Source organism: Aeromonas sp. R7-2, assembly GCF_040908105.1.
GTDB classification, from domain to species: domain Bacteria; phylum Pseudomonadota; class Gammaproteobacteria; order Enterobacterales; family Aeromonadaceae; genus Aeromonas; species Aeromonas caviae.
On the sequence record NZ_JBFODC010000036.1, the window covers coordinates 246,595 to 259,479 of the forward strand.

Sequence of the window (12,885 nt, forward strand, 5' to 3'; positions counted from 1 at the left end):
TTCCCCATCCCGCCCCGGGCGGCTCCACCCCCAAATAGTGCTGGCAATCACCGGATGACCTATTTAAAATAGACGTCCAGATGTAGATACCTCTACAGTCATCCTGTCATTATCCGGTTATGGCCAAGGCGATAACCCTTACGAATCGAGAACCAAACATGGCAAAGCTGTTTACTTCCGAGTCGGTCTCCGAAGGCCATCCCGATAAAATCGCCGACCAGATCTCCGATGCGGTACTGGACGCCATCCTGCAGCAGGACACCAAGGCGCGCGTCGCCTGCGAAACCCTGGTCAAGACCGGCATGGTGATGGTAGCCGGCGAAGTGACCACCTCTGCCTGGGTCGACATCGAACAGATCGTGCGCGATACCGTGCGCGAGATTGGTTACACCCACTCCGACATGGGCTTCGACGCCGACTCCTGCGCCGTGCTGAACGCCATCGGCAAACAGTCTCCGGACATCAACCAGGGCGTCGACCGTACCGACCCGCTGGAGCAAGGTGCCGGTGACCAGGGCCTGATGTTCGGCTACGCCACCAACGAAACCGACGTGCTGATGCCCGCGCCCATCACCTACTCCCACCTGCTGGTGAAGCGTCAGGCAGAAGTGCGCAAGAACGGCACCCTGCCGTGGCTGCGTCCGGACGCCAAGAGCCAGCTGACCTTCGCCTACGACGACGCAGGCAAGATCCTGGGTGTCGATGCCGTGGTGCTCTCCACCCAGCATTGCGACTCCATCAGCCACAGCGATCTGGTGGAAGCGGTGCGCGAAGAGATCATCAAGCCGGTGCTGCCCGCCGAGTGGATCAACAAGGACACCAAGTACTTCATCAACCCGACCGGCCGTTTCGTCATCGGCGGCCCCATGGGTGACTGCGGTCTGACCGGTCGCAAGATCATCGTCGACACCTACGGCGGCATGGCCCGTCACGGTGGTGGCGCCTTCTCCGGCAAGGATCCGTCCAAGGTGGACCGCTCCGCCGCCTACGCCGCCCGCTACGTGGCCAAGAACATCGTGGCCGCAGGCCTCGCGGATCGCTGTGAAGTGCAGGTCTCCTACGCCATCGGCGTGGCCGAGCCCACCTCCATCAGCGTCGAAACCTTCGGCACCGGCAAGGTGGCCGAAGCCCTGCTGGTCAAGCTGGTGCGCGAGTTCTTCGAGCTGCGCCCCTATGGTCTCATCGAGATGCTGGATCTGAAGCGCCCGATCTACCAGGCAACCGCCGCTTACGGCCACTTCGGCCGCGACGAGTTCCCCTGGGAGAAGACCGACAAGGCCGAGCTGCTGCGCGCTGCCGCTGGCCTGTAAGGCTCGAGGTTGTGATAAAAGGGGAGCCTGGCTCCCCTTTTGCTTTTGTGTCCGTCCCGAGGATCCCATGCCTGCCACTGCCACCCGGCTTGACCCCGCCCTCATCGAGACGCTGCTCGCGCGCGTCGAAGCCTGCTTTGTGCAGGCCGAAACGCGCCTTGGCCGCACCTTCCCGCGCCCGCAAGTCCACTGCAACATGCGGGGCCGGGCGGCAGGATCGGCGCGGCTGCAAACCTGGGAGCTGCGTTTCAATCCGGCGCTCTATCAGGCCAATCAGCAGGCGTTTCTCAGGGAAGTGGTGCCCCACGAGGTGGCGCACCTGCTGGTCTATGCGCTCTGGGGAGAGGGGCGCGGCAAGAGCCGGGTACTGCCCCACGGTCGCCAGTGGCAGTCGGTGATGCGGGAGCTGTTCGGTCTCGAACCCAGCACCACCCACAGCTTCGATCTGGGGGTGCTGGCCCAGCGCACCTTCGTGTATGCCTGCGCCTGCCAGCAGCATCCCCTCTCGGTGCGCCGCCACAACAAGGTGATGCGCGGCGAGGCCCGCTATCACTGCCGCCGCTGTCGCCAGCCCCTGGTGTTGCAGCGCGACACGACGGCGGATTGAGTCACCCCGTGTCGCGCTCCTGTGATAGGGTGCGCGCTTACTTCATTCAACTGTCTCATTGCCAAGGATATTCATGTTTCGCCCTCTGCTCTCCCTCTGCCTGGCCCTGCTGGTCAGCGCCCCGGCCCATGCCGACAACATCCAGACCTTTCGCGCCGCCAAGCAGGATCTGAACAAGCTCTACCAGAGCCACCCCGTCACCTTCTACTGCGGCTGCAACATCAAGTTCAGCGGCAAGAAGATGGCCCCCGACTGGGAGAGCTGCGGCTACCTGCCGCGCAAGCAGGCCGAGCGGGCCTCCCGCATCGAATGGGAGCACGTGGTGCCCGCCTGGGAGTTCGGCCACCAGCTCCAGTGCTGGCAGGACGGGGGTCGCAAGAATTGCGGCAAGAGCGACGAGTTCAACAGGATGGAGGGAGACATGCACAACCTCTTCCCCGCCATCGGCGAGGTGAACGGTGATCGGGCGAACTTCCGCTTCAGCGACTGGAACGGCAAACCGAACCAGTACGGCAAGTGCCAGATGCTGGTGGACTTCAAGGAGCGCCAGGTGCAGCCGCCCAAGGGGCCGGTGCGTGGCCAGATCGCCCGCGCCTACCTCTACATGAGCCAGCAGTACGGACTGCGTCTGGCGGCCCAGCAGCGCAAGCTTTACGAAGCCTGGGACAGGCAGTATCCGGCTGATCGCTGGGAGTGCGAGCGCAACCGCCGTATCGGCAAGCTGCAGGGCAATACCAATCCCTTCATTGAAAAGCAGTGCCAATAACCCCATTTGACCAGGGAGGGGGAGCGTCCCCCTCCTCCTGAATCCCTTCACTCTCTGTCTCGCGAGCCTTGCTCGCCGCCGTGCAGTAGGGTATTGAAGGGTTTCCAAGCAAGAGACTGACTATCAGCCATGCGCATTCCACGTATCTATGAACCGGCCGCCCTGCAGGTGGGCCAGACCCTCGCCCTGTCGGAAGACGGTGCCAACCACATCGGCCGGGTGCTGCGCATGCAGCCGGGTCAGCAGCTCGAGCTGTTCAACGGCGACGGCAACCAGTACCCCGCCACCATCGCCAATGTGGGCAAGAAGTCGGTGGAAGTGACCATCGACAGCTGCGACACCCGTTCGGTGGAGTCCCCGCTGGCCATCCACCTGGGTCAGGTGATCAGCCGCGGCGACAAGATGGACTTCACCATCCAGAAATCGGTGGAGCTGGGCGTCACCTGCATCACCCCGCTCTTCTCCGAGCGCTGCGGCGTCAAGCTGCCGGCCGATCGACTGGAGAAAAAACGCGAGCAGTGGCAGAAGGTGGTGATCAGCGCCTGCGAGCAGTGCGGCCGCAATACCGTGCCCGAGGTGCGCATGCCAATGGAACTAGACGCCTGGCTGGCGGAAGAGACTCAGGAGCTCAAGCTCAACCTGCACCCGCGCGCCCCTTACAGCATCAACACCCTGCCCATCCCCGAGCACGGCGTGCGCCTGCTGATCGGCCCGGAAGGGGGCTTGTCCAGCGACGAGATCGCCCGTACCGTGCAGGAAGATTTCAAGGAGATGCTGCTGGGGCCGCGGGTGCTGCGCACCGAAACCGCCGCCCTGACGGCGATTACTGCACTTCAGTGCCGCTTTGGCGATCTGGCCTGACAGCCGACCCCACCCCGGCCCTCCCCTTCGCAGGGGAGGGAGCAACAGGCCCCTCCCCCTTGTGAAGGAGGAGGCAGGGAGGGGGTCATCACATCCAATCGAGCCACAAGAAGGATATTCGGATGACCATTAAACTCGGCATCGTGATGGACCCCATCTCGGCCATCAACATCAAGAAGGACTCCAGCTTCGCCATGCTCGAAGAGGCGCAAAAGCGCGGCTACGAGCTGTTCTATCTGGAGATGAAGGATCTCTACATGGAGGCCGGTCGCGCCTTCGGTACCATGCGCCCGCTCACCGTCAAATATGACTATGCCGACTGGTACAGCCTGGGCGAGGTGGTGGATCAGCCGCTCTCCAGCCTGGACGTGATCCTGATGCGCAAGGATCCCCCCTTCGACACCGAGTTCATCTACGCCACCTACATGCTGGAGCGGGCCGAGGATGAGGGTTGCCTCATCGTCAACAAGCCCCAGAGCCTGCGCGACGCCAACGAGAAGCTCTACACCGCCTGGTTTGCCGAGCACACCCCGACCACGCTCGTCACTCGCAGAGCCGACAAGCTGCGCGCCTTCCACGCCAAGCACAAAGACGTCATCCTCAAACCGCTGGACGGCATGGGCGGCGCCTCCATCTTCCGCATGAAGGAGGATGACGCCAACGTCGGCGTCATCATCGAGACCCTCACCGAACACGGTAGCCAGTACTGCATGGCGCAGACCTATCTGCCCGCCATCAAGGATGGCGACAAGCGGGTGCTGGTGGTGGACGGTGAGCCGGTTCCCTACTGCCTGGCCCGGATCCCGGCCCAGGGTGAGACCCGTGGCAACCTGGCGGCCGGTGGCCGTGGTGAGGCCCGCCCCTTGAGTGAAGCGGACTGGGCCATCGCCCGCGCGGTGGGCCCGACGCTGAAAGAGAAGGGGCTCATCTTCGTCGGCCTCGACATCATCGGCGATCGCCTGACCGAGATTAACGTCACCAGCCCGACCTGCATCCGCGAGATTGAGGCGGCCTTCGACGTCTCCATTACCGGCATGCTGATGGACGCCATCGAGCGCCGACTGGGCCGCTGACCCCTTCCCCAGCGACCCGTTGCCGCAGCGAGGAAACACACACAAGGGGCCGTGAAGGCCCCTTTGACTGCCGGCAAAAAGCGGTTTTGCCCGCCGCCATCAACTGCCATAATCACCCCAAATACCTTTGCACGCTAAGAGATACATACGCTCCATGCAAACACTGCAAAATCACTTTCTGCTCGCCATGCCGAGCCTCACGGACGCCTATTTCCAGCGCTCCCTGGTCTATCTGTGCGAACACAGCAGCGAAGGCGCCATGGGACTGGTGGTCAACATTCCGGTCGACATGGCCCTGGACGCCATGCTGACCAAGCTCAACCTCAATCCCCCCGCCACCGCCGAGATGAAACAGCCGGTGTTGCAGGGGGGACCGGTGCACGGGGATCGCGGCTTTGTGCTGCACAGCTTCCGCCCGGGCTTCAACTCCACCCTGCAGGTGAGCGACGAGATGATGGTCACCACCTCCAAGGACATCCTGGAGACCCTGGGCACCGACGAGGCGCCGGACCACTGGCTGGTGGCGCTCGGTTACGCCGGCTGGAGTGCAGGCCAGCTCGAGCAGGAGCTGGTGGATGGCGCCTGGCTGGTGATCCCCCCCAATCCCAAGCTGGTCTTCGACACCCCCATCCACCTGCGCTGGCAGCAAGCCGCAGCGAGCATTGGGGTCAACCCCCTGCACCTCTCCAGCCAGGTGGGCCATAGCTGACACCCGGCCCTCCCCTCCGCGGCACGCTCCCCCCTCACGAGCAGGGGGAGACAAGGAGGGGGCTTCCCCCTTCATTTATCCATCCATTTCGAGGAGACCCCATGTCATCACGCAGCATCATGGGCTTTGACTACGGCACCAAGAGCATCGGTGTCGCCATCGGCCAGGAGCTCACGGGCAGTGCCCGCCCCCTTCGCTCCCTCAAGGCCAACGACGGCATCCCCAACTGGGACGAGATAGAGAAGCTGATCAAGGAGTGGCAACCGGATCTGCTGATCGTCGGTCTGCCGCTCAACATGGATGGCACGGACCAGGAGATCACGGTGCGGGCCCGCAAGTTCGGCAATCGCCTGCACGGTCGCTTCGGCAAGCCGGTGGAGTTCAAGGACGAGCGGCTCACCACCACGGATGCCCGCGCCCGCCTGTTTGAACGTGGCGGCTACAAGGCGCTGGACAAGGGGAGCGTGGACGGCGTCTCCGCCCAGCTCATCGTCGAAGCCTGGATGGAAGAGCAGTACGACTAAACCGGGGTGCCTCCTCCACCTTGCTTCTCTTTCGCCTCCCCGCTCTCCATGGGCCCGCCCCAGGCAAAACGCGTCCTCCCCGCCGCGGCCAGGCCATAGAGCCGCCGGATCTCCCCCCGCAACCACATCACCTTGGCATCCTGATTGTGGCGCTTGTGCCACAGCAGGATGAAGGCGATCTCCAGCTGGGCATAGAGAGACTCTTCCAGCGGCAACGGCATGGGGATGAGGTCGGGGTGATGTCTGGCGGCATAGTCCGCGCAATATGAGGGCACCACGGCGATCAGCTCGTGGCTCTTTTGGGCGGCGATGTGCAGCGCCTGCTCGAAGCTCGCCACCATGATGGGCACCTGCCGCCTGTGGCCTTCGTCCTCCAGCAGATCATCCAGTGCCCAGCTGTCGCTGGCCTCCCACACCACGCTCACCTGGGGGCAGGCCAGAAAGCGGGTCAGCGACCACGTCTGCCCGAGCAAGGGGTGATCCTTGCGCAGGAACACCACGGGACGATCGCAGAACAGCACCTCGTGATCGATGTAATAGGGCAGCCGGTTGACCCTGGCATGGGAGCGGCCGTGGGTCTCCCGGGCGCAGAAGCCGAGATCCGCCTCTCCGTTGACGATGTCGTTGAGGGAGTGGTGATCCCAGCCCAGCATCCTGACCACGGAGTGGGGGTACTTCTGGTAGATGGTCGTGGGCAGCTCGCTCAGGAAGCTGATGCCAAAGGGGGACTCCATCACCAGACTGAAGCGGGCCCCCTCGGGGATCGCCTCGCGGTTGAGGGTGCTGATGCTCTCGGTGAGCTGGAACCAGGTCTTGAGCTCCTCTGCCAGGGTCAGGGAGAGGTTGGTCGGCTGCAAGCCCTGGCGCACGCGCACGAAGAGGGGATCCCCGAACCAGTCCCGCAGCTTGCCGAGCGCCTTGCTCACCGCCGACGGGGTGACACACAGCTTCTTGGCCGCCCCCGCCACGCTGCGCTCCTGCATCAGGTGCCTGAAGACCACCAGCAGGTTCAAATCGAGTTCACCCAGATTGCGCATCGCTTCTCTCCTATCCCCGAGCCCGGACTCGCCGTACCGCACGCCATGGTAGCAGCACCTTCACCACCAGGTAACCGAGCAGCGCCAGCAGGAGTGCCAGGATCAGCATCCAGAGCGCAGGCATCCCCAGATGGCCCATCCCCCAGATGAAGAGCCCGGACAACCCTATCTGCATGATGCAGAGCAGGGCACTGGCCGATGCCACCTGATCCCCGCACACATCCAGCGCCTCCCCCATCGCCACCCCGAACCCGCAGGAAAACCCGATGCAGACCAGGGCACACCCCGCCAGCAGCCAGGACAGGCCGCCTTCGGGCCCGCTGCTGCACAACAGGGCGAGCAAGGCCAGCAGGTAGGCGAGATGGGAGAGCGCCAGCACCCTTGCCTTGCCGAGCCAGCGCAGCAGCAAGGGGGTCAGGAAGGAAGCGGACATGCTCACCCCGGCCATCGCCATCATCAGCCGGGTGTACTGCTCGGGAGGCAGGCCGAACGTGGTCATCAGGACGAGGGGCGAGACGCTCACATAGACCAGGATGGCGGTCACGCTGGCGCTGGTCAGCAAGGCGCGCTGCATGAAGGGGGCCGTGCCCAGCAGGGCCAGCGGCGATGCCCCCGCAGGCTGGCGGGCGGGGCGGGTCTCCTTGAGCAGTCGCAGGTTGACCAGGGCACTGATGGCGGCCACCAGCGCCATGCCCACGAAGATGCCGCGCCACTCGAAGTGCGACAGGATGAGATAACCGAGTACGGGAGCCAGCACCGGAATGACGCAGATCACGCCGTTGATGAGGGAGAGAGCCATCGCGAGGCGCGCCTGGCTCAGCACATCCCGCAGCACGGTGAAGGTCATGATGTAGAGCGCTCCAGCGCCCACCCCTTGCCAGAAACGCCCCAGATAAAACTGGGCGATGCCGGTCGCCTCCGCCGCCACCAGGGAGGCGACCACGAAGATGAGGGCGCCCCCCAGAACCACGGGGCGCCTGCCATGGCGATCCGCCAGCATGCCCCCCGGCAGCACGGTAGCCGCCATGCCCAGCAGATAGATGGAAAAAGCGGTGTGGATCTGCGCCTCGCTCCCCTGCAGGGTTTGCGCAATGCGGGGCACGGCCACCAGATAGAGATCGATCCCGAGGGGATAGAGGATGATCATCAGAAAAGTACACAGCAGAAACATACCCATGAAGGCTCCATAGCAGCAGGTTTCACCATCACAGGTGCGCTGTCAGCGAGATTGACAACTCAATCCTGCAAAAGCAGAGGAAGATGCCGGGCACTATAGAGCGGGCGGCCTGCCGGGGCCTAGTGACGAGATGGCACTCGGTGGATGCCAATCCGGACATCTCCCGCAGGAGAGGTCCGGATTGGCATGCTCATCGACCCGCCCCCTGACAGGTCGCCCTTGAGGGGTCGGGTCCGAGGTAACGGGCACGCCGCGATGCGACGTGCCCTCAAGGCTCAGCGAAGGCGCACCATTACCTGGCCAGTTTCGTCAGGATGGCGTGAGCCGCCTTGATGCGCGCCTCGTTGGGGTAGTTGCGATTGGCCAGCATGACGACGCCGATCCCTTTGGCCGGCACGAAGGCCACATAGGCCCCGAAGCCGTTGGTCGAGCCGGTCTTGTTGAAGAGCACAGGGTGCCCTGCCGCAGCGGGCGCGGGCGCCGCCGGGTTCGCATTATAAATCATCGCCGGGGAGTTGCCCGCCAGCAGCGGCTGCTCGCTGACGGGATAGGCGTAACGCTCCCAGCCCAGTCCCTGGGTCATCTCCCCCACCGCATACTGGCCCTGGTGAGTCAGGTCGATGGCCTGCTGCATGGCCGCATTATCCACCCCGCTGATGTTCGCCTTCACAAAGCGCAGCAGATCCGCCGAGCTGGTCTTGATGCCGTAGGCCTCGTCCGCCAGCATGCCGGGAGTGACGCGGATGGGCTTGTCCTCCTTCGAGTAGCCGTAGGCGTAGTGCCCCATGGCCTGCTCGGGCACATTGAGGTAGGTATGGTACAGGCCAAGCCCCGGCAGGATCGTCTGCTCCATCAGGCGATCGAACGGCTGCTTCATGCTGCTCGCCGCCAGATAGCCAAAGAGCCCGATGCTGGGGTTGGCGTACTGGCGATGGGAACCCGGCGAGTAGGCTGGGGTCCACTGGCGGTAGTAGGCCTGCATCTTCTCGAGCGAATCCACCTCCTCGGGGAATTGCAGCGGCAAGCCGCCTGCGCTGTAGGTAGCCAGCTCCCCCATGGTGATGTTGTCAAAGGCGGATCCCTTGAGCCAGGGGGCGAACAGACTCGCCTTGTCATCGAGCTCGAAGCCCCCCTGCACCACGGCGTAGGCCCCCAGCGTCGCGGTCAGGGTCTTGCTCACGGAGCCTATCTCGAACAGGGTCTGCTCGCTGACACCGACCGCGCGCTCCCGATCGGCCACACCGTAGTTGAAATAGTGGGCCTTGCCATCCTTGAGCACGGCCACCGCCATGCCCGGGATCCTGTGCTCCTTGAGCAGCGGCCGGATGCTGGCATCCACCACGGGGCGCAGGGGATCGGTCGCCGCCTTGTCACCGGCATGAGCCAGGCCGGCCCACATCAGGGTGGCCAGAGCGCCCCACAGGATGGATTGTCGTTGTTGCATTGCATGTCTCCTGACTGTCGTTAGCAAGGTATCGCCATGGCGGCGAGTGATGAGCCCAGCATAGTCCCGCGAGGTGTGCTGCCGATGAGGCTCTGTGAAGTCTGTGTGAAGCCGCCCCCTCTTTTTACCCATGAAAAAGGGGAGCCATGGCTCCCCTTCAATCACCTTGCAATGCGGGCTTATTTCTTTCCCGGGTTGTCCCAGATCCCCTCTTCCAGCTGGCTGCGCAGCTCCGGGTATTTGTTGGCATCGAAGGTCGGCACGCGGCCCACCTTGAGCTGGTCGTTGTAGTCCTTGGCCAGCTTGATGGCGACGCCGGAGAGCAGCAGGATGGCCACCAGGTTGACGATGGCCATCAGCCCCATGGAGACATCCGCCAGAGCCCACACGGTCGGCAGCTCGCCCACGGAGCCGAACATCACCATGCCCAGCACGAACATCCGGAACAGCATCAGGCCGCCCTTGTGGTTGTGCTCGAGGAACACCAGGTTGGTCTCCGCATAGGAGTAGTTCGCCACGATGGAGGTGAAGGCGAAGAAGAAGATGGCCGCTGCGATGAAGATGTTGCCACCACCGCCCACCTGGGAGGAGAGCGCGCGCTGGGTCAGCTCGACACCGGTCACGCCGGAGCCCGGCTCGAACTGGCCGGACATCAGGATGATGGCGGCAGTACAGGTACAGATGACGATGGTATCGAGGAAGACCCCCAGCATCTGCACATACCCCTGGGAGGCCGGGTGCGGCGGATAGGGGGTGGCGGTGGCGGCAGCGTTGGGGGCAGAGCCCATGCCCGCCTCGTTGGAGAAGAGGCCGCGCTTGATGCCGTTGATCATCGCCTGGGAGATGGCATAGCCCATGGCGCCGGAACCTGCCTGCTCGATGCCGAACGCAGACTTGATGATGAGGGCGAAGATACCCGGCAGCTCGCTGATGTTCATGAACACCACGAACAGCGCCATCAGGATATAGGCGATCGCCATGAAGGGCACCACCAGCTCGGCAAAGCGGGCGATGCCGCGAATGCCGCCGAAGATGATGAGACCGGAGAGCACCACCAGGGCCAGACCGCTCACCCAGTCAGGGATGCCGAAGGCGACGTTCATGGCCAGGCTGATGGAGTTGGCCTGCACCGCGTTGAACACCAGACCGAAGGCCAGCAGCAGGCAGAGGGAGAAGACCACCCCCATCCAGCGCATGCCGAGGCCGCGCTCCATGTAGTAGGCGGGGCCACCCCGATAGTTGCCATCCTCATCCTTGACCTTGTAGAGCTGGGCCAGGGTGCTTTCCACGAAGGCGGTGGCCATGCCGATGAAGGCGATCAGCCACATCCAGAAGACGGCGCCAGGGCCACCCAGATAGATGGCGACGGCCACACCGGCCAGATTGCCCGTCCCGACGCGAGCCGCCAGGCTGGTACACAGAGCCTGGAAGGAGGAGATGCCGGCGCTGTCGGATTTGCGACTGTTGCGCAGGACCGAGAACATGTGGCCGAAGTGGCGGATCTGGATAAAGCCCAGGCGGAAGGTAAAGAAGATACCGACCCCGATCAGCAGGTAAATGAGCACGGCTCCCCACATCAGGTCGTTAATCATTGCAATCAAGGTGTCCATAATTCTCTCGTTGTTATCACATCCATGGCCAGTCTGCGCTGACCGCTCTCTGTCAATTTCCGAACCAGCATTGCGCCGAAGGGGCGGAATCTAGCATAGCGAGGGAATTCAGAATAGTGACAGGGCTCACTGGGGAGACAAAAAACGAGCAATTTGATGCAAAAAAGCTTCATTTAGCACGCAATAAATCAACAAAAATTGATGTGCAACCCAGCCCCTCACAAATTAGAGCCAATAGAGAACCATTTTACAACTCATCCCATGGGGGTAAAAACCGCTGAGTGAAACGACATCAGGGAGACAAGCGTTTGCCTCTCATGCCTCATCGGCAAGGGGTTGTAACGCAAAACGTTTTACACGTAATTAAATTTCAAGTAGCTGACAGAACTATTTATGTGACCTCCCGCACAAAATCATGAATCCACCAAAATAATTGCGCTTTTCCATGTCGGAGCCAGCCGCCACACCATGAATAAAACTCGTTTTTTATCAAACACTTTCACTCGACAGCCGGTACCGCTTTCACCACCTGGCTGATTCGCATACAAGCCCCCCTATTGCAGGATGCGCCACATCCGTATTAATTAGGCAGGCAATGACGATGGGGCCTGCCCATCGCCCCTTTCTGAGCCTGAGCCGCCGGGATCTTGTAATTTAATTTCAGAACTGCCGTCTCATGCCCACCACCCTGGGATTGCTCCCTCATAAAGAGATGATATTTGCCATGGCCGATAAATTGACCCAGCTGAAAGCCCTGACCACAGTGGTTGCCGACACCGGCGACATCGAAGCCATCAAGCGCTACCAGCCCATCGATGCCACCACCAACCCCTCTCTGGTACTCAAGGCCTCCGAGATCCCCGAGTACGCAGCCCTGATCCAGGACGCCATTGCCTGGGCCAAATCCCAGAGCCAGGACAAGGCACAGCAAATCATCGACGCAGGCGACAAGCTGGCGGTCAACATCGGCCTCGAAGTGCTGAAAATCGTTCCGGGCCGCATCTCCACCGAAGTGGACGCCCGCCTCTCCTTCGACACCGACGCCAGCATCGCCAAGGCCCGCAAGCTGATCCGCCTCTACAACGAAGCCGGCATCAGCAATGATCGCATCCTGATCAAGCTGGCCTCCACCTGGGAAGGGATCCGTGCCGCCGAGGTGCTGGAGAAAGAGGGTATCCAATGCAACCTGACCCTGCTGTTCTCCTTCGCCCAGGCCCGCGCCTGTGCCGAAGCCGGCGCCTTCCTCATCTCCCCGTTCGTGGGCCGCATCCTCGACTGGTACAAGGCCAAGAACGGCCGTGACTACACCGCCAGTGAAGATCCGGGCGTGGTCTCCGTCACCGCCATCTACAACTACTACAAGCAGCACGACTACCCGACCGTGGTCATGGGCGCGAGCTTCCGCAACACCGGCGAAATCCTGGAACTGGCCGGCTGCGACCGACTGACCATTGGCCCCGCTTTGCTGGAAGAGCTGAGCAAGGCCGAAGGCACCGTGGTGCGCAAGCTGGACTACACCGGCGAGCGCACAGCCAAACCGGCCCCGATGACCGAAGCCGAATTCCGCTGGGAGCTGAACCAGGACGCCATGGCCGTCGAGAAACTGGGGGAAGGTATCCGCCTGTTCGCCATCGACCAGGGCAAGCTGGAAACCATGCTGGCAAGCCACCTGTAAGGCCGCTCGCCACACGGCTCTCACAGAGCGAAGTGGCGCCGCAAAAACCGGGCTCCCGAAAGGGCAGCCCGGTTTTTTTGTGCCTGTTTCCG

The 12,885-nt window shown here is 62.7% G+C and carries 12 protein-coding genes; 8 read left to right on the top strand and 4 right to left on the bottom strand.

From position 1 onward, the window contains the following. The first annotated feature begins 158 nt into the window (after nt 1-158). The 7 genes from metK to ruvX all read left to right on the top strand — a co-directional run bounded on the left by metK (nt 159) and on the right by ruvX (nt 5,850). Nucleotides 159-1,310 (top strand): methionine adenosyltransferase, encoded by a 1,152-nt coding sequence (gene metK / locus AB5Y47_RS16465; RefSeq protein ID WP_010673869.1) that lies wholly within the window; start codon nt 159-161, stop codon nt 1,308-1,310. A 67-nt stretch (nt 1,311-1,377) separates the two neighbouring features. Next, entirely contained in the window at nt 1,378-1,917 is a 540-nt protein-coding gene (locus tag AB5Y47_RS16470) for a SprT family zinc-dependent metalloprotease (protein ID WP_323913312.1), read from the top strand. A 73-nt stretch (nt 1,918-1,990) separates the two neighbouring features. Next, a complete protein-coding gene (locus AB5Y47_RS16475) occupies nt 1,991-2,683 on the top strand; it encodes an endonuclease (RefSeq protein WP_039040144.1) in 693 nt (230 codons plus the stop codon). 129 nt (nt 2,684-2,812) lie between these two features. Beyond that, nucleotides 2,813-3,544, top strand: coding sequence for a 16S rRNA (uracil(1498)-N(3))-methyltransferase (rsmE, locus tag AB5Y47_RS16480; RefSeq protein WP_029304178.1), 732 nt, complete (start codon nt 2,813-2,815; stop codon nt 3,542-3,544). 122 nt (nt 3,545-3,666) lie between these two features. Further along, entirely contained in the window at nt 3,667-4,617 is a 951-nt protein-coding gene (gshB, locus tag AB5Y47_RS16485) for a glutathione synthase (RefSeq protein ID WP_109113215.1), read from the top strand. 154 nt (nt 4,618-4,771) lie between these two features. Beyond that, nucleotides 4,772-5,326 carry a YqgE/AlgH family protein gene (locus AB5Y47_RS16490; protein ID WP_103261728.1) on the top strand — a complete coding sequence of 185 codons (555 nt, stop codon included), beginning with the start codon at nt 4,772-4,774 and terminating at the stop codon, nt 5,324-5,326. Nucleotides 5,327-5,427: 101 nt separating this feature from the next. After that, a complete protein-coding gene (gene ruvX, locus AB5Y47_RS16495; RefSeq protein WP_010673863.1) occupies nt 5,428-5,850 on the top strand; it encodes a Holliday junction resolvase RuvX in 423 nt (140 codons plus the stop codon). Here ruvX and yidZ read toward each other — a convergent pair. The 4 genes from yidZ to AB5Y47_RS16515 form a co-directional block, all read right to left on the bottom strand. After that, nucleotides 5,847-6,887: an HTH-type transcriptional regulator YidZ gene (gene yidZ, locus AB5Y47_RS16500; RefSeq protein ID WP_128296578.1), complete on the bottom strand. Its 1,041-nt coding sequence runs from the start codon at nt 6,885-6,887 to the stop codon at nt 5,847-5,849. The genes ruvX and yidZ overlap by 4 nt on opposite strands. A gap of 10 nt (nt 6,888-6,897) precedes the next feature. Continuing rightward, nucleotides 6,898-8,064, bottom strand: coding sequence for an MdtL family multidrug efflux MFS transporter (locus tag AB5Y47_RS16505; protein ID WP_049636983.1), 1,167 nt, complete (start codon nt 8,062-8,064; stop codon nt 6,898-6,900). A 292-nt stretch (nt 8,065-8,356) separates the two neighbouring features. After that, complete coding sequence (blaMOX, locus tag AB5Y47_RS16510; protein WP_368220406.1) at nt 8,357-9,508, bottom strand: CMY-1/MOX family class C beta-lactamase; 1,152 nt, start codon at nt 9,506-9,508, stop codon at nt 8,357-8,359. Between the two features lie 179 nt (nt 9,509-9,687). Continuing rightward, on the bottom strand, nt 9,688-11,118 hold the full coding sequence (locus AB5Y47_RS16515; RefSeq protein ID WP_043155782.1) for a sodium:alanine symporter family protein: 1,431 nt from the start codon (nt 11,116-11,118) through the stop codon (nt 9,688-9,690). A gap of 724 nt (nt 11,119-11,842) precedes the next feature. Between AB5Y47_RS16515 and tal the strand changes: the two genes are divergently transcribed. Then, nucleotides 11,843-12,793 carry a transaldolase gene (tal, locus tag AB5Y47_RS16520; RefSeq protein WP_010673859.1) on the top strand — a complete coding sequence of 317 codons (951 nt, stop codon included), beginning with the start codon at nt 11,843-11,845 and terminating at the stop codon, nt 12,791-12,793. The last annotated feature ends 92 nt before the right edge of the window (nt 12,794-12,885 follow it).